Below are 17,443 nucleotides of genomic sequence, written 5' to 3'. Positions count from 1 at the left end.
CTCGAAGCGGTGGGCAAGTACAATCAATTAGGCGGACCGGGGCACTTTGTCAACGGCAGCAAGGTTGCCGGGCAGGCTGAAGCGCAAAAGCCAAGCCGGGCCGCTTACCTCGTTTGCTCTTTTCCGTTCTTCTCAGCAAATTCCGCGAATTCTTCGACCGAGACACCCAACCACTTATGCTTTCCCTTCGGCTTCCAAAGGATTCCGCTGGGCTTGATCCGGACGGTCCCAACCTTCCCACCCTCTTCCTCAATAATTTCAAAATCTTCAGACTTTGAACGCCGAATCTCTTTTTTGCCATAAGAACTCCGCATTTATGCTTATGCATATGGCCTTTGAAAGCTGTGCGCAATCGATACGGCCCATGAGAGTTCTGTTTTCTTGACTCTGCCCTTCATTTCCGCCAACGGCCATGTCGAATTGCGGGGCTTGCTCGGCAGTTCATCCGTCCGAGACAGCTGGTGCAGGCTTCCTGCTTAATCTCCAGCCTAGACGGGGAAAAGAGTTTTCGGGCGCTTCGGCGCCCTCGGCCTGATGGTCCGCTCCCATGCGGAACGCCAGCCATTCGTGCGGTTTTCCGCACGCTCCTTCCCCTCTCAACGGACTCGCCCGTGGTGCCTTGCGTGCCATGGACAAACGTAGCCGTCCGGTCGGGCTCTGCTCTGGCCGGACAAGTGAAGGAGTATGGCATGGATCGTTCGCAGAAAGCCGAATCGGTCGCCTTCCTGACCGAGGTGTTCAACGAGGCCGGCGCGGTGGTCATCACCCGCAACCTCGGCATGACGGTGGCCCAGTCCACCGCCCTGCGCATCAAGGTCCGCGAGGCGGGCGCTTCGTTCAAGGTTGCGAAGAACAGTCTGGCCAAGATTGCCGCCAAGGGCACCGCGTACGAGGGCATGATCGACCTCTTCACCGGTCCCACCGGCATCGCCGCCTCGGCGGATCCGGTGGCGGCCGCCAAGGTCGTCGTCGATTTCGCCAAGACCAACGACAAGCTCGAAATCGTTGGCGGTGCAATGGGCAGCGTCGTTCTCAACGCCGATGGTATCAAGGCTCTCGCCACGATGCCCTCGCTCGACGAGATGCGCGCCAAGCTCATCGGCCTCATTCAGGCTCCGGCGACCAAGATCGCCCAGCTCACGACCGCTCCGGCGGCCAAGCTGGCTCGCGTCTTTGCTGCCTACGCCGAGAAGGACGCCGCGTAAGCGCGACAGCAATCACAGACCTGTTTTTCCTAAACTTTCGCCCGTTCGGGCAAACCACATTGAGGAGTTATCATCATGGCCGATATCGCCAATCTCGTTGCAGAACTTTCGAAGCTCACCGTTCTCGAAGCCGCTGACCTCGCCAAGGCCCTCGAAGAAGCATGGGGCGTCAGCGCCGCTGCTGCTGTTGCCGTGGCAGCCCCCGCCGGTGGCGGCGAAGCCGCTGCTCCGGTCGAAGAGAAGACCGAATTCGACGTCATCCTGACCGGCGACGGTGGCAAGAAGATCCAGGTCATCAAGGAAGTGCGCGCCATCACCGCACTCGGCCTGACCGAAGCCAAGGCGCTCGTCGAAGCCGCTCCGAAGGCGATCAAGGAAGGTGTCAACAAGGCCGAGGCCGAGGACATCAAGGCCAAGATCGAAGCCGCTGGCGGCACCGTCGAGATCAAGTAAGATTTCCCGGTTTCGCGGGTGTCTTGAAGCATCCGCGGTACGGAAAGGGCGGGCCGCAAGGCCTGCCCTTTTTGTTTGGTGCCGCACGCCTCGCCCGCACTCTGGCCCATATCACACTTCCGGAATCCGATGGCTGCGCTGGAAGCTGGCGGGGCGCCAGCCTGCACAGCCGGCGGCCTTGAGCGCATTCCAGAACCGGTCGCTGACCAGGAACTGCTCTTGGGTGACGCGCTGGCGGTATCGACGCCCGCGTTTCGGCCGGCTGCTTCTGAATGAAGCGGTCGAGGCGCTCTTGCCAAAGGCAGCTGTTGCGCGGACCATCGCCTTCCAGCTCGCCGCTGGGCCAATACTCGCCAAACCCGGTGGGAAATTTCAGCCCCCAAACCCTTCCATTTCCTTTTGACCCGGACGCGCCCGCTGGATCCAAGATTGACGTCAGTCCACCTTGAAGGCGCACGCAGACTGATGAAAATGAACGGTAGCGGCATAGCCACATCGGGCGAAAAACCGATTAATTGTCAATGCTCTAATGAAACTGGCCTCAACAGGACTGCATTCACTCCAGCAGCTCAAACTCCACTGACTGCGCCTGACGCTTGTATAGCTTAACCGCTGGCCTGCCTTCATCGGGAACGAATAGGTCCACATGGCAGGCAATCGCACCTGCGAGGCACAGTGCGACAAAGCCGTCTTCGCCGCCTTGCTCCGCGACAAGGCGCTCCGCGGCTTCCCACTCGGGTGCAGCACCCAGCAGGCTTTCAAATCTATGGAGCAATTCGGCTCGCGGAACGCGGTTAGTCAAGTCCGGCCCGGTTGCATCAATCAGTCTTGCCAGCCGATCGATCCGTGCGAAATGTCGATCTGGTTCGAACGCAGCTGCCGAACGCCGCCAACCCGCTATCCTTTTGAGCATTTCGGCGCGGGAGACCTGATCGGTCAGATGCGTCCTGTCGCCATGGATTTCGCTGGCGATGCAATACAGCTTGGCCGAGACGACCAATGATCGCGGCATTCTGTCGGAGTAAACAGTCAGATGTTCTGCGCCGCCATCTTCGCGGCGACGAGTTTCCACCTTGAAGGAAAGACCGGTTCGCCGGTCTGTCCAACCCGAGCCGCCGATCGAAATGGAACCGGCCTCATAAGGAACCATGACGAAGCGTGGATCGATGAGGTCGTCAGATACGCCCGTCTCTGCAAAGCCGGGATCAGAGGGAGGCTGGGATCCTGCCATGCGCATATTTTCCAAAGTTGCGGAGCACTGATCAACAAACGCGTTCTAAAGCCCGTTCGATAAGATTGCGTTGAACAAAAGGAGCAAATGCTGACGGGATGCATGGGTGGCAACCCTTGCCCGCCGGAGGCACCTTTCCTTGTCGCCGCCCTCCCCCTATGGCCGACCGCATGTTCGAAAGCCCCCCCACCCGCTGGATCGATGAATGGCGTGCCATGCTGCGCCTCGCCGCGCCGCTCGTGGGCGCGAGCCTGCTGCAAATGGCGGTTTTCGCGGTCGACGTGATCTTCGTCGCGCGGCTCGGCCCAGCGGCGCTCGCGGCGTCCTCGCTCGCGGTCTCGATCTTCGGGCTCCTGATCTGGAGCCTTTCGGGGCTGGTCGGCGCGGCTTCCCCGCTCATCGCCGCCGAAATCGGCGCACGCCGCCACGCCGTGCGCGAAGTGCGCCGCACCGTGCGGATGACGGGCTGGGCCGGCGTCATCGCCGGCATTGGTGCGATGGGCGTCTGCCAACTCGGCGGCCCGGTGATGCGCGCGACCGGCCAGAGCGAGGAAGTGATCGCGCTCGCGGTCCCGTTCCTCAATGTCCTGATGTGGGCTTCGGTCCCCGCCGTCCTCGCCTCGCTTCTGCGCACGGTCGTCTCGACCCTCGGCCGGCCTTATATCGGCACCGCGATCAACGGCCTTGCCGTCGGCGTCAACGCGCTGGGCAACTACACCTTTGTCTTCGGCAAGTTTGGGGCCCCGGCGCTCGGCCTCACCGGCTCGGCGCTGTCCAGCATCGTCACCAGCGTCTTCATGCTCGGCGCGTATGCCATCGTCATCCGTACCGACCGGCGCCTGCGCCGCTACCGGTTTGCTGGGCGCTGGTGGCGGCCGGACTGGACGCGCTTCGTCGATGTGCTGCGCATCGGCATGCCGATCACCGCCACGATCATCGCCGAGGCCGGCATGTTCAACGGGGCGGCCTTCCTGATGGGGCGCATCGGCGAGGTGGAACTGGCCGCACACACCGTGGCGCTGCAGTTCGCCGCGTTCACGTTCCAGGTTCCGTTCGGCGTCTCGCAGGCCGCCACGATCCGCGTCGGCCTGGCCTACGGTGCACGCGACAACGCCGCGATCACGCGCTCGGGCCAGGTTGCGGTAACGCTCGGCGTAGGCTTCATGGCCGCGATGGCGACGCTCATGCTGGTGTTTCCCAACCTGATTCTCGCCGCCTATATCGATCCCGCCGATCCCGCCAATGCGCGCCTAGTCAGTCTCGCAACGCAATACATGGTCGTCGCCGCCGCGTTCCAGATCTTCGACGGGGCGCAGGCGGTCGGTGCGGCCTTGCTGCGCGGCCTGCAGGACACGCGCGTACCGATGGGAATTGCGCTGTTCGGCTATTGGGTTCCGGGTATCGGCACGGCGCTCTGGCTCAGCCAGATGACCCCGCTCAAAGGGCTCGGCGTTTGGATCGGGCTTGCCGTCGGGCTCATCGTGGTCGCCGCGCTGCTCCTCTGGCGCTGGCACCGCCGTGCCCGGCTGGGACTCCTCCCCGCCTAAAAAACTTGGCCGTAGGAGGTTGACCTCCCATCGCCCCCCACCCATATGCGCCCTGCTGGCACTCTCCGTCCGAGAGTGCCAAGTGCCATTTTTGTATCATGGAACAAGGGAGATACCCATGACCTTCCGTCCGCTGCACGACCGCGTGCTCGTGCGCCGCGTCGAAGCCGAGGAAAAGACCGCCGGCGGCATCATCATTCCCGACAGCGCCAAGGAAAAGCCCGCCGAGGGCGAGATCGTGGCGATCGGTTCGGGCGCCCGCGCCGAAAACGGCACGATCACCCCGCTCGACGTCAAGGTCGGTGACCGCGTCCTGTTCGGCAAGTGGTCGGGCACCGAAGTCAAGGTCGGCGGCGAAGATCTGCTGATCATGAAGGAAGCCGATATCCTCGGCGTGATCGGTTGATCGCAGCTGTCCTTCTTTTCCAACTCCATCTCATTCAAAGGAAACCACCATGGCTGCCAAGGACGTAAAGTTCGGCCGCGACGCTCGTGAGCGCATTCTGCGCGGCGTCGACATCCTCGCTGATGCCGTCAAGGTCACGCTGGGCCCCAAGGGCCGCAACGTTGTGATCGACAAGAGCTTCGGCGCACCCCGCATCACGAAGGACGGCGTCAGCGTCGCCAAGGAAATCGAACTCAAGGACAAGTTCGAGAACATGGGCGCGCAGATGCTGCGCGAAGTCGCCTCGAAGACCAACGACCTCGCCGGTGATGGCACCACCACCGCCACCGTGCTCGCCCAGGCGATCGTGCGCGAAGGCATGACCGCGGTTGCCGCCGGCATGAACCCGATGGACCTCAAGCGCGGCATCGACCTCGCGGTCAGCAAGGTCGTCGACGACCTCAAGGGCCGTTCGACCCCGGTCGCAGGCTCTGCGGAAATCGCCCAGGTCGGCATCATCTCGGCCAACGGCGACGTCGAAGTCGGCCAGAAGATCGCCGAGGCGATGGACAAGGTCGGCAAGGAAGGCGTGATCACTGTCGAGGAAGCCAAGGGCCTCGAATTCGAACTTGATGTCGTCGAAGGCATGCAGTTCGATCGCGGCTACCTCTCGCCCTACTTCATCACCAACCCCGACAAGATGACGGTCGAGCTCGACAACCCCTACATCCTCATCCACGAGAAGAAGCTCTCGTCGCTCCAGGCGATGCTGCCGGTTCTCGAGGCCGTGGTGCAGACGGGTCGTCCGCTCCTAATCATCGCCGAGGACATCGAGGGCGAGGCGCTCGCCACGCTCGTCGTCAACAAGCTGCGCGGCGGCCTCAAGGTCGCGGCCGTCAAGGCACCGGGCTTCGGCGATCGCCGCAAGGCCATGCTGGGCGACATCGCCACGCTGACCGCCGGCGAAATGATCTCCGAAGACCTCGGCATCAAGCTCGAGAGCGTGACGCTCCCGATGCTCGGCCAGGCCAAGAAGGTCACCATCGACAAGGACAACACCACGATCGTCGACGGCGCCGGTTCGGCTGACGAGATCAAGGCCCGCGTCGAGCAGATCCGTGCCCAGATCGAAGTCACCACCAGCGACTACGACCGCGAGAAGCTCCAGGAGCGCCTTGCCAAGCTCGCTGGCGGCGTGGCCGTGATCAAGGTCGGCGGCGCTTCGGAAGTCGAAGTCAAGGAGCGCAAGGACCGCGTCGATGACGCGCTCCACGCGACCCGCGCTGCGGTCGAGGAAGGCATCGTCCCCGGCGGCGGTACCGCTCTCCTCTACGCAACCAAGGCTCTCGCCGGCCTCAAGGGTGCCAACGACGACCAGACCAAGGGCATCGACATCGTGCGCCGCGCGATCCTCGCCCCGATCCGGCAGATCGCCGCGAACGCTGGTCATGATGGCGCGGTCGTTTCGGGCAACCTCCTGCGCGAAGGCGACGAGACCCAGGGCTTCAACGCCGCGACCGACACCTACGAGAACCTGAAGGCCGCCGGCGTCATCGACCCGACCAAGGTCGTGCGCACCGCGCTTCAGGACGCTGCCTCGGTTGCCGGTCTGCTGATCACGACCGAAGCCGCGATCATCGAGCGGCCGGAAGACAAGCCCGCGATGCCCCCGATGGGTGGCGGCATGGGCGGCATGGGCGGCATGGACTTCTAAGTCCGACGCGCATCGCACGCACGAGAAACGGGGCCGGAAGGGAAACCTTCCGGCCCTTTTTCTATGCTGATGGCTGGGCCTCAATGGAGCAGGGGCCCGGCAAAGTGCCGGGTCAGCCGCCTTGCGCCTTCGGGGCTGAGATGATCGTCATCGTAGTAGAAGGGCAGGGCCCCCACCGTTGCAGTGCAGCGTCCGCTCGCAGCGCTGCAGAACATAGCGTCGGGATTGATAACCTGAACGCTCGCGCGCGCCGCCACGCCGGCCAGCATCCCGAAAGTCCGGACCTGCCGCGCGCGAAACCGGGCATAGCTCGTGTTCAGCGGCACCGCTCTGCCCATCAGTTCCGCCTTCCAGATGTATTCCGGAACAGTCCAGCCGACTTCTGGCACCGGCCCAACGATCACGACCTGCTTGCCGGCCATCTGCAAGCGCCGGGTCATGGCCAGTGCGCGACGACGGAGCAGCGCGGATTGGCCTGATCATCACTCTGGCATCGTTGCTGCGGTGACGGGAATCGAGCGCCATCGTCATGAGTTCGAGCATTTGCGGCGAGAAGCGCGAGGGCCAGCCTCTGGCCTGCCATGCCGCGGTCCCGCTGGCGACAAGCAAGGCCGCCAGTGTTGCAAGACCCGGGCACCGTGCCGTTTGAAAGCCCGTCTGACCGCCGCAGCGGCTGCTCGATGAAACGCCAGGTCGCCCAGGCCGCAAGGAAGACTCCTCCGATCATCACCACGTAGTTTGCCGGTGTCAGCGCATTCAGCGCGATCTTCCGGGCAAAGGCGAAGACCGGCTGGTGCCAGAGGTAAAGACTGTAGGAGATAAGGCCGACGAGAACGATCGGACGCGCAGCGAGCAGCCCGGCCGTCCGGTATTCGGAACGCAGCACCGCAAGGAGCGTCGCGGTACACAGGCACGGCAGCAAGGCGCCAGGCCAGGGAAAAGAGCCGCTATCGCCGGGTAGCAGGAAAGCCACCAGCAAGCCGGCCAAAGCCAGCCCGCTCACCGGACCGGTGTAGCGCCCTGCCCGCAGCGATCCCGCGCGGCGTTCCCGCAAGGATATCGCACCGCCTAGCATCAGTTCCCAAGCCCGGGGCGGCAGATAGTAAAACGCGATGTCGGGTCTGAACCGCATGAGCACGCCCGCCAGCACCAGCGAAAGCCCGAACCCCAGCCCGAACAGCAGCGGAAGCGCGCGCGGGCGGAACCGCAGGATGGCCAGCAGCACGACCGGATAGAGCAGGTAGAATTGCTCCTCCACGGCCAGTGACCACATGTGGACCAAAGGATTGGTGCGCGTATCCGGCGCGAATTAGCCGCCCGGCTGATAGTGCAAATAGATGTTGGAGACGGGCAGAACACTCGCCACCAACGCCATGCCGAATTGCGCCAGTTCGTCCGGCGGCAGAAGCAGGAAAGCCGCAAGAGCGCACACCAACAGAACGACGAGCAGAGCCGGCACGATGCGCCGCAGCCGCCGCGTCCAGAACCCGGCGAGCGAGAAGGTCCCACGATCGATGTCGCCAAGGATCTTGCCGGTGATCAGGTAGCCACTGATCACGAAGAAGACATCGACACCGGCGAGGCCGCCCGGAAGCAGGCTGGGATCGGCGTGGTAGAGGATCACCGCACAGACCGCGATCGCGCGCAGCCCGTCGACCTCGGGTCGATAGGCATCGCTGCGGCTCACAGCTGCAGTCTCGATCTGCATGCTCGCCCCCCCTGCCAACGTTCCGCCACAGTCATCTGCATGCTACGCTGAGGCGTGCTTCGCAATGGCAAGACAGGTCTGCCACCCGCACCTGTGCCCGCTGGACAGGCCAGGTGACCGCGTTAAACTGCTCCACAAATCAACGGCATGCGGGGGATGGGGTGCGCAAACGGACAATAGCACTAGGCACGGCGGCCTTGGCGGCACTGGCCGGGCTCGGCTGGTATGCCAGCCTCGATGCGGAAACGCGGGGGCTGCTGGCCGCGCTGCCCACCAACCGCGATGTGCTGATGTGGACGATCCCCCAGCGCGATGCCGCGTTCCGGGCAATGGACCGCCTGCCGGTGCTCGCCGAAGCGCGCGAAGTCCAGCCTTCCGAACATCCCTTGCCGCTGCCGGCCGGCAAGCCGCTCACTGTGCCAGGGCTCGATGCCTACATGGCAAGCCAGCGCGCGGCAGGCCTCGTGATCGTGCAGGACGGCAAGGTGCGGCTCGAGCGCTACAGCCTCGGTTTCACGGCCAAGGGCCGCTGGACGAGCTTTTCGGTGGCAAAGTCGTTCACCTCCACGCTCGTCGGCGCGGCGATCAAGGACGGCTATATCAAGAGCCTCGACGACAAGGTCAGCCAATATATCCATGACCTCAAGGGCTCGGCCTACGACGACGTCAGCATCGCGCAGCTGCTCACGATGAGTTCGGGCGTGCGCTGGAACGAGGACTACGAGGACCCCAGGTCCGACGTCGCCTCGTTCAACAATGCCGAGCCCGAAAAGGGCATGGACGCGACCGTCAGCTACATGCGGAAGCTCCCCCGCGCCCATCCTCCGGGCACCGTGTGGCACTACAACACCGGTGAGACCAACCTGATCGGGGTGCTCGTCTCCTCCGCCACGAAGAAGCCGCTGTCACAGTATCTCGAAGAGAAAATCTGGAAACCCGCCGGCATGGAAGCCAAGGCCACATGGCTGCTGGGCAAGACCGCGCACGAAATCGCGGGCTGCTGCCTTCAAGCCGCGACCCGCGATTTTGCGCGCATGGGGCTGTTCGTGCTGGCCAACGGTCATGTTGGCGGGGATGGCGCCAGCGGCCAGCAGATCGTGCCGCCAGATTGGTTCGCCGCCGCTACCCGCAAGCAGAAGGACATCGGGGAGCCGGGCAAGGGCTATGGCTACCAGTGGTGGACCTATGACGACGGCTCGGTCGCCGCGCAGGGCATTTTCGGGCAAGGCATCTTCATCGATCCCAAACGCCGGCTGGTGATCGCCAGCAATGCGGATTGGCCCCGCGCCGACGAAGGCCCCGAACCCGCCGCGCGCGAGGCCTTCTACCGCAAAGTCCAGGCCCTGATCGACGCGGGGAACTGATCGGCGCTGTCCTACAGGAGGCGGGCCGGGCTATGCTGGCGGCATGTCCGCCGCACCCGCCCACCTCCTTGCTTACGCGCCGATCTTCCGCGGCGTTCCGCCCGATTTCCAGGCTTCGGGCAGGGGGCGGAGTTTTTGCCCTGGACTGTGTCAACTGTGTCAACCTGACCTAAATTCGGCGCGACTCCCCCAAGGGCCTATGGACAAGGCGACTCGCCGAGCTCTACGCCCCGAAACTGGTTTGGGGGGATGGGCAATGCGCAAGACGGCCTTGGGTGCTGCACTGGGAATGCTGGCGTGGTCCGGCGCGGTACATGCCGAGACCGTCAGGCTCGCCCCCGTACCTGCGGCGCAGGCGACCGGCTACGACAGGATCCGCGAGGCGGACTTGCGCGCGGATCTCACCTTCATCGCCTCAGATGCGCTGCAGGGCCGGATGTCGCTTCAGCCGGGCGACGACGCCGCGGTCCAGTGGATTGCCGCCGAGTTCGCCAAGGCCGGTCTCCAGCCCGCAGCCACCGATGCCAAAGGGGCGCCTAGCTGGTATCAGGCCGTTCCGCTGATCGAATACCGGCCGAACCCCGCCGCCAATGCCCTCACGCTGCGCATCGGCACGTCCGAGCAAAGCTGGAAATCGCCCGACATCATCGGCGGCTTCCGCGATGATGTCGACATCACCGCGCCGCTTGTGTTCGCAGGCTATGGCATCACCGCGCCCGGCGTGAGCTACGACGACTACAAGGGCCTCGACGTGCGCGGGAAGATCGTCCTCGTGTTCGAGCACGAGCCGCAGGAAAACGATCCGGCCTCGCGCTTCAACGGCACCGGCAACACCCGCCACGCCACCAATCGCGTGAAAGCGCTGAATGCCCAGGCCCGCGGCGCCCTCGCCGTGCTCGTCATGGCCGAGCCGAACCGCAAGCACCCCTCGAACCTCGAGCGCTACAACCGCATCGGCGGCAGCGCCAAGCGCTTCCCGCCGCTGCCGGGCCAGGCGCTGCTCGATGACGAGCTGCATATTGCGGTACTGACCGTGTCCGATGCAGCCGGCGCGGCCTTGCTTGCAAAGGCCGGCATGCCCCCCGAGGCCCTGCAGGCCGCGATCGATGGGCCGCTCGTGCCGCAATCGCGCACGCTGGCCGATACGACAGTTGCGCTGCACCTCGAGAACACGTCGCGCAGCCGCGGCATCTCGGCGAACGTGGTCGGCTTGCTGCCCGGATCCGACCCCACGCTGGCGCCCGAAACCGTGATCATAAGCGCGCATCACGATCACGACGGCAGCAACGGGCCAGAGATCTGGCACGGCGCGGATGACAACGGCTCGGGCACGGTCGGTGTCGTCGCGCTCGCGCGCGCCTTTATGGCCAATCCGGTCAAGCCGAAGCGCTCGATTCTCTTCGCCGTCTTCGCCGCCGAAGAACGCGGCCTGCTCGGCAGCTACTACATGGCCATGAATCCGCTGCGCCCGCTCGCCACCACGCGCGCGATGATCAACTTCGACATGATCGGCCGCAACGAGGAACCGAGCGACCAGACCACCGGTCTTGTCGACATTCCGAAGGACACCACCAACCGGCTCAACCTGATCGGCGCGACCTACAGCCCGGACTTCAACCGGGTGGTGCAGGCCGCCAACCGCAGCGTCGGGCTCGATCTCGATGACCGGTTCGACCACGAAAACGCGCTCAACGTGTTCTTCCGCAGCGACCAGTTTCCCTTCGTTCTGAAGGACGTGCCTGCCATGTGGTTCAACACCGGCTTTCACCCGGATTACCATCACAGCACCGATACCGCAGACCGGATCAACTATCCCAAGATGACGAAGATCGTAAGGCTCGCCTATCTCTCCGCCTGGCGTTTTGCCAGCGAGGCGACGCCACCGGCTTTCGTGCCCGATCCGGCGGGCCACTGACACCCCAAGCCGCCTCGCACGGCCCGCCCGGGCCAAGTGTGAAATGAATTTGACAGTCTATCTGTAAATCCCGATTGTCACCCATCCAGCAGCGCTGCTGCATGCTATGGAGGGCCGCCCTTTGCCCGACCAGTTTCCCCTTGAACCCACGCCCAGCCTTTCGGTCGAAACCGTTGTCTCGGTGCGCCACTGGAACGACTTTCTGTTCTCCTTCACGATCACCCGTCCGCCGAGCTTCCGCTTCCGCTCGGGCGAATTCGTGATGATCGGGCTGATGGGCGACAATGGCCGCCCGCTGCTTCGCGCCTATTCGATGGCTTCGCCTGCTTATGACGAAGTGCTCGAGTTTCTCTCGATCAAGGTGCCCGACGGCCCGCTCACCTCGCGCCTCCAGAAGATCAAGGAAGGCGATCACATCTATCTCGGCCGCAAGCCCACCGGTACTCTGGTGGCAGATGCCTTGCTGCCCGGCCGGCGCCTGTTCCTGCTCGGGACCGGCACCGGCCTCGCGCCGTGGATGTCCCTGATCCGCGATCCCGATATCTACGACCGGTTCGAACAGATCGCAGTGGTCCATTCGGTGCGCGGTGTCTCCGATCTTGCCTATCGCGACATGCTGGAAGCACGGCTGGCGGATGATCCGCTTGTCGGCGAGATGGCAGCGGAGCGGCTGACCTACATCCCGACCGTGACGCGCGAGACGTTCCACACAAACAAGCGGATCGAGGGCCTCATGCTCGACGGGACGCTATTCCAAGGCTCGCTTGGCGAGCCCAAGAACTTCGACCCAGTCCACGACCGCGTCATGCTTTGCGGCTCGATGACGATGATCAAGGAAGTCGCCGCCATGCTCGAAGGCTTCGGCTTCACCGAGGGGGCCAATTCGCACCCCGGGGAATATGTAATCGAGCGCGCCTTCGTCGGCTAGGGTCGCCGCTCGAGCAGGATCAGGGTGGAGTCGGTATCGGCCTGCGTGCTGTAGCGCCGGAAACCGAGCTTGTCGGCAACTGCGAGTGAGGGGGCATTGGTGTCGTTGATCATGCACGCCACGCGCCGGCCCGGAAAGGCGGCATCAAACCACGCCAGCGACGCCCGTGCGGCTTCGCTGGCGATACCCTTCCCCCAGGTCTTGCGGGCAAAGATCCAGCCGATTTCGGGCGTATCGTCCATCCCTTGGCCAAACCCACGCCACGAATGGAACACGCCGCAGATACCGATCACATCATCCTCGCCGCGAGCCCGGCAGGTGAAGATCCCATAACCGAACAAGGCCCACGACCCGGCATTCCGGCAAAGCCGGTTGAATTCCTCGACCTCGCCGGTCGGTCGGCTGCCGAGATGGCGCCGCACTTCATCGTCTGCGAGCAACGCGACGAGGCCGGCATGATCGCGCGGGGCCGGCCGCCACAAGTCGAGGCGCTCGGTGGAAAGTTCGGGCCCTGTCATAGCGCGACGTCTACTGCGTGAATCGCCACCCCGACAAGCCCGCCCACCAACGTGCCATTGATGCGGATGAACTGTAGATCGCGGCCGACCGCCCCTTCGATCCGATCCGTGACCGTGCGGGCATCCCAGCGACGGACGGTCTCGGACACCAGGCGGACGATCTCGTCCCCATAGCGGTTGACCAGCCCCACCAGCGTGCGGCGCGCAAACCGGTTGACAAGGACCTGGAGCCGGGCGTCGTGCTGGAGCGCACGGCCGAGTTCGGCGAGCGATGCACCGATCCGGTCGCTGCCATCGATGCCGGAGGCTCCGCCGGAGCGCACAGCACCCAGAAGCTGTGTCCGCCCGTGCTCCCAGAGGCCGTCGAGCCACGCCGCAAAAGCCGGGTTGGCGAGGACATCCTGCTTCATGGCTTCGACGCGAGCATGCATGGCAGGGTCGTCGACGAGCGCCTGGGCAAGGGAGGCGAGGCTTTCCTCGATCTTCAGGCGCAGCGGATGATCATCGATCACCACTGTCTCTGCGAGGAGCTTGTACAGGCCGTCAAGAATGCTGTTGGCGAGCCTCTCGTCGAGCCCGGTCCAGCGCAGCAGTGTGTTGGCCTTGTCATGGATCATGCGCCGCACGAGATCTTCGTTGGCCTCCAGCGCTTCGGCTGAGCGACGCATCAGCCCTTCGATCAGCGGCATGTGCCGCCCCTCGGCGATCATCGCACCGAGCAGATTGCCAAGCAGCGGTGCAAGCGCCAGCCGTTCGATCCGGCTGCGCAAGGCTGCCTTGGCCATGCCCCCCAGCTTTTCCTGGTCCAGCGAACCGAGCACGTCGGCCATCAGGCTTGCCGCACCGGCGCCGAGCCGGCTTTGACCCGGACGCGGATTGGCAAGATACTGGCCGGCGGCGCCTGCCACGTTCAGCGTGCGCAGCCGCCGGGCGACCACTGGCGGGGTCAGAAAATTGGCGCGCAGGAACGCAGCCATGGAATCCGCGATGCGGTCCTTGTTCTCGGGGATGATCGCGGTGTGGGGAATGGGCAGCCCAAGCGGATGGCGGAACAAGGCAGTAACAGCGAACCAATCGGCAAGGCCTCCAACCATGGCGGCCTCGGCAAAGGCGCGCAGATAGCCCCAGCCGGCCTGTTGTACCTCAAGCTGCCGTGCCAGCAGAAACAGCGCTGCCATCATCAGGAGCAGGGCAGTCGCAAATGCCCGCATGCCATGCGCCGGATCTGTCGTCCGCAGGGTGAAACCCAACGGGCTTGTCGACGAGCCGGCGGAAGATGGCCTTGGCGCCCTGGTCACTCCGCCGGGAACGCCTCGCCCGCCGCCTGCGCACGCTGCTCACGCGCCGCTTCGCGCGGATCGTAAGACAGGACACGGCGCCCGATCCAGGGGCCGACGCGCTTCTCGAGCCCGTCGGCGAGGCTGAAGCCAGCAGGTACTAGCAGAAGCGTCAGCAGCGTGGAGAGCGCTAGACCACCGATCACGACGACACCCATCGGCGCACGCCATCCAGCATCACCGCCCAAGGACACCGCCGTCGGAACCATACCCGCAATCATCGCGACCGTCGTCATCACGATGGGCTGGGCCCGCTTGTGCCCCGCCTCGATGATCGCTTCGAGCTTCGGCGTTCCCTTTGCCATTTCCTCGATCGCGAAATCGATCAGCAGGATCGAGTTCTTGGCGACGATCCCAAACAGCATGAGGATGCCGATGAACACAGGAAGCGACAGCGCCTGCCCTGTGGCAAGGAGAAGCAGCAGGCCGCCTAGAGGGGCGAGGAACAGAGAGCCCATGTTGACCAGAGGCGAAATGAACCGCCGATAGAGCAGCACCAGCACCGAGAAGACGAGCAGGACGCCTGCCGCCAGAGCGACCATGAAGTTGTAGAGCATTTCCTGCTGCCAGCGATCCTCGCCGGCGGGCGCGTTGGACACGCCCTGTGGCAGGTTCTTCATGATTGGGAGGGCCTTGATTGCCGCATCGGCGGTGCCCTTCACCACGCCTTGCGGCAAATCGGCACCGACAAATACCCGGCGGTTCTGATTATAGCGCTGGATACTGGTCGGACCTGAGCCGAAGCCAATCGAGGCAACGCGCGAAAGCGGCACCGATCCACCCGAGACAGTTGGCACGGGCAGGTTCTGGAGAGTGGCGAGGTCACGGCGGGAGGCGACCGGCAGCTTGACGCGGATCGGCACCTGGCGGTCGGAAAGCGAGAATTTTGCGCTGTTCTGATCGATTTCGCCCTGCGTGGCGATGCGGATCACCTGGCTGAGTTCCTGCGTCGTGACCCCGAGGGAAGCGGCCAGATCAAGGTGCGGCGTGATCACGATTTCCGGCCTACGCAAGTCTGCGCTGATCCGTGGGCCAACCACCTCCTTGAGACGGCTCATCTGTTCGACCAGCGTCTGCGCGGTCTTTTGCAGCAAGTCGGGATCAGACCCCGAGAGCATTACGCTGATGGCGCGGCCGGAACCACCGCCAGGTCCGCCGCCGTTCTGATTGAGGAAGCTGACACGCGCATCGGCCACCTTCTGCAGCCGCGGCGTAAGCGCGCGCTCGAATTCGATGCTGGACCGTGCGCGGTCCCGCTTGAGTTCAAGGAAAACACGGCCATTGCCCTCGTTGATCCGCTCGAGCGCGACATCGATCTCGGGCTCGTCCTTCACTAGGGCCAGCACCTCGTCGATCTTGCGTTCGGTCTGCTCGATCGTCGTTCCCGGCACCATCTCGACCGAGATGCGGCTGAAATCACCATCGGTTTCCGGAAAGAACTGCGAGGGAATCACCACGAACAACAGGACCGTGAAGGCGAGTGAACCAAGCGCAACGCCCATCATCCACAGGCGGTGATCGCGCAGCCGGGCCCGAAACCAGCGACGGGGGAAACGCTCACGGTAGGCAGCAACCCCGCTGGTATCGAGCGACCAATGGAGGATTTGCATGTAGCGATCGATCCACGGTCCCTTGCCGTGGTCCGCCTCTCCGTGCGCGCGCAGGAAATAGGCAGCGATCATGGGCGTGATCATGCGGGCGACAAGCAGGGAAAACAGCACCGCGATCACGACGGTGAGGCCGAAGTTCTTGAAGAACTGGCCAGACACGCCGGGCATCAGGGCGACCGGCAGGAAGACCGCAACAATCGAGAAGGTGGTGGCAACCACCGCCAGACCGATCTCGTCGGCCGCATCGATGGCCGCCTGATAGGCCGATTTGCCCATCCTCATGTGCCGAACGATATTCTCGATCTCGACAATCGCGTCATCGACCAGCACGCCGGCGACAAGCCCCAGCGCCAGCAGCGACATCGTATTGAGGGTGAAGCCGATCAGGCTCATCAGCCAGAACGTCGGGATCGACGAAAGCGGAATCGCAATGGCCGAGACGATCGTCGCGCGCCAATCGCGGAGGAAGAAGAACACGACGATAACAGCGAGAACGGCGCCTTCGACCATCGCCGACATGGACGACTTGTACTGGTCCTTGGTGTAGCCGACGCTCGAGAACAGCTGGATGAAGTGAACGCGGCCGCCCTGCTCCTTCTCGATCTTGGCCAGTTCCTTCACTGTATCGTCGAAGACACTGACATCGGATTCGCCGCGTGCACGTGCGATGCTGAAGGTAACGACAGGCTTGCCGTTATTTTTGGCAATCGAGGTAATTTCGCTGAAACTGTCGCGCACATCGGCAACGTCGGAGAGGCGGACGGTACGCCCTCCCGAAATGCCGACTTGCGTGCGGGAAAGCTCGAACGCGCTGGCTGCATTGCCGAGTACGCGTACGGCCTGGCGCGAACCTGCAACTTCGGCGCGGCCACCTGCGGCGTTGAGATTGACCTGACGCAACGCAGCATTGATCTGGGTTGCAGTGATGCCCTGCGCCTTCATCCGCATCGGATCAAGGGTCACGGCAATTTCCCGGTTCACGCCGCCATTGCGATCAACTTCGGCCATACCGGGCACCGACAGGAGCCGCTTGCGCACGGTGTCGTCGATGAACCACGAGAGTTGCTCGATGGTCATGTCGTCTGCAGAAACCGCAAAATAGGCGATGGGCTCGGACGAGGTCTGCGCCTTGACCACCTGAGGCTCCAGAATGCCTTCCGGCAGATCGCCGCGCACCTGGTCGACCGCGTTCTTCACCTCATTGACCGCAGCATTGATGTCAGTGCCGATGACGAACTGAACCATCGTTTGGCTCGAGCCTTCCGTCGCAGTGGACGAAAGTGTATCAACGCCCGCAATCGTACGGACGGCAGACTCAATCCGCTGCGTGATCTGGTTCTCGATCTCGGTGGGGGCTGCGCCCGGCTGCGAGATGGTGACGATAACCAGCGGGAACTCGATATCAGGCTGGTCCTGCACCTTCATGCCCATAAACGCGACGATCCCGGCCAGCGTCAGGCCAAGGAACAACACGATCGGCACAACCGGGTTGCGGATCGACCAGGCAGAGATGTTGCGGAAATTCATC

General features: G+C 63.8%; 14 protein-coding genes and 1 pseudogene. 8 read left to right on the top strand and 7 right to left on the bottom strand.

Features of this window, described 5'->3' with window-relative positions:
- The first annotated feature begins 689 nt into the window (after window positions 1-689).
- Window positions 690-1,205, top strand: a complete 516-nt coding sequence (gene rplJ / locus AQZ52_RS03495; protein WP_067906516.1) for a 50S ribosomal protein L10 — start codon at window positions 690-692, stop codon at window positions 1,203-1,205.
- A 75-nt stretch (window positions 1,206-1,280) separates the two neighbouring features.
- Entirely contained in the window at window positions 1,281-1,658 is a 378-nt protein-coding gene (gene rplL / locus AQZ52_RS03490) for a 50S ribosomal protein L7/L12 (RefSeq protein WP_054122581.1), read from the top strand.
- A gap of 111 nt (window positions 1,659-1,769) precedes the next feature.
- On the opposite strand, the gene AQZ52_RS03485 is transcribed toward rplL, so the two are convergent.
- Together AQZ52_RS03485 and AQZ52_RS03480 are read right to left on the bottom strand one after the other, a co-directional pair.
- Window positions 1,770-1,979 (bottom strand): hypothetical protein, encoded by a 210-nt coding sequence (locus AQZ52_RS03485; protein WP_067906515.1) that lies wholly within the window; start codon window positions 1,977-1,979, stop codon window positions 1,770-1,772.
- Between the two features lie 235 nt (window positions 1,980-2,214).
- Window positions 2,215-2,889, bottom strand: coding sequence for a hypothetical protein (locus AQZ52_RS03480; RefSeq protein ID WP_067906514.1), 675 nt, complete (start codon window positions 2,887-2,889; stop codon window positions 2,215-2,217).
- A gap of 170 nt (window positions 2,890-3,059) precedes the next feature.
- On the opposite strand from AQZ52_RS03480, the gene AQZ52_RS03475 reads away from it, so the two are divergent.
- From AQZ52_RS03475 to groL, 3 genes are all read left to right on the top strand, one after another.
- Entirely contained in the window at window positions 3,060-4,436 is a 1,377-nt protein-coding gene (locus AQZ52_RS03475) for an MATE family efflux transporter (RefSeq protein ID WP_067909358.1), read from the top strand.
- A 118-nt stretch (window positions 4,437-4,554) separates the two neighbouring features.
- Window positions 4,555-4,842: a co-chaperone GroES gene (gene groES, locus AQZ52_RS03470; protein ID WP_067906513.1), complete on the top strand. Its 288-nt coding sequence runs from the start codon at window positions 4,555-4,557 to the stop codon at window positions 4,840-4,842.
- A 49-nt stretch (window positions 4,843-4,891) separates the two neighbouring features.
- On the top strand, window positions 4,892-6,535 hold the full coding sequence (gene groL, locus AQZ52_RS03465; RefSeq protein WP_067906512.1) for a chaperonin GroEL: 1,644 nt from the start codon (window positions 4,892-4,894) through the stop codon (window positions 6,533-6,535).
- Between the two features lie 80 nt (window positions 6,536-6,615).
- Here the strand turns inward: groL and AQZ52_RS03460 are convergent, their stop codons facing one another.
- Together AQZ52_RS03460 and AQZ52_RS03455 are read right to left on the bottom strand one after the other, a co-directional pair.
- Complete coding sequence (locus AQZ52_RS03460; RefSeq protein ID WP_067906511.1) at window positions 6,616-6,975, bottom strand: SGNH hydrolase domain-containing protein; 360 nt, start codon at window positions 6,973-6,975, stop codon at window positions 6,616-6,618.
- A pseudogene (locus AQZ52_RS03455) lies at window positions 6,972-8,243 on the bottom strand (acyltransferase family protein). Before AQZ52_RS03455 ends, AQZ52_RS03460 begins: the two are co-directional and overlap by 4 nt.
- 197 nt (window positions 8,244-8,440) lie before the next feature.
- Here AQZ52_RS03455 and AQZ52_RS03445 point away from each other — a divergent pair.
- From AQZ52_RS03445 to AQZ52_RS03435, 3 genes are all read left to right on the top strand, one after another.
- Window positions 8,441-9,607, top strand: a complete 1,167-nt coding sequence (locus AQZ52_RS03445) for a serine hydrolase domain-containing protein (RefSeq protein ID WP_240481434.1) — start codon at window positions 8,441-8,443, stop codon at window positions 9,605-9,607.
- A gap of 256 nt (window positions 9,608-9,863) precedes the next feature.
- Window positions 9,864-11,522: a M20/M25/M40 family metallo-hydrolase gene (locus AQZ52_RS03440; RefSeq protein ID WP_067906507.1), complete on the top strand. Its 1,659-nt coding sequence runs from the start codon at window positions 9,864-9,866 to the stop codon at window positions 11,520-11,522.
- A gap of 106 nt (window positions 11,523-11,628) precedes the next feature.
- Window positions 11,629-12,450: a ferredoxin--NADP reductase gene (locus AQZ52_RS03435; protein WP_067906506.1), complete on the top strand. Its 822-nt coding sequence runs from the start codon at window positions 11,629-11,631 to the stop codon at window positions 12,448-12,450.
- Here AQZ52_RS03435 and AQZ52_RS03430 read toward each other — a convergent pair.
- The 3 genes from AQZ52_RS03430 to AQZ52_RS03420 all read right to left on the bottom strand — a co-directional run bounded on the left by AQZ52_RS03430 (window position 12,447) and on the right by AQZ52_RS03420 (window position 17,442).
- Window positions 12,447-12,968, bottom strand: a complete 522-nt coding sequence (locus AQZ52_RS03430) for a GNAT family N-acetyltransferase (protein WP_067906505.1) — start codon at window positions 12,966-12,968, stop codon at window positions 12,447-12,449. The genes AQZ52_RS03435 and AQZ52_RS03430 overlap by 4 nt on opposite strands.
- Window positions 12,965-14,179 carry a DUF445 domain-containing protein gene (locus AQZ52_RS03425; RefSeq protein ID WP_067909355.1) on the bottom strand — a complete coding sequence of 405 codons (1,215 nt, stop codon included), beginning with the start codon at window positions 14,177-14,179 and terminating at the stop codon, window positions 12,965-12,967. The genes AQZ52_RS03430 and AQZ52_RS03425 overlap by 4 nt, the downstream gene beginning before the upstream one ends.
- Window positions 14,180-14,262: 83 nt before the next feature.
- Window positions 14,263-17,442, bottom strand: coding sequence for an efflux RND transporter permease subunit (locus tag AQZ52_RS03420; protein ID WP_067909352.1), 3,180 nt, complete (start codon window positions 17,440-17,442; stop codon window positions 14,263-14,265).
- Window position 17,443: the final 1 nt, after the last annotated feature.

Source organism: Novosphingobium fuchskuhlense (assembly GCF_001519075.1).
Lineage (GTDB): Bacteria > Pseudomonadota > Alphaproteobacteria > Sphingomonadales > Sphingomonadaceae > Novosphingobium > Novosphingobium fuchskuhlense.
Note: the sequence above shows the minus strand (reverse complement) of the source record. Positions and strands in the feature narration are given on the sequence as shown.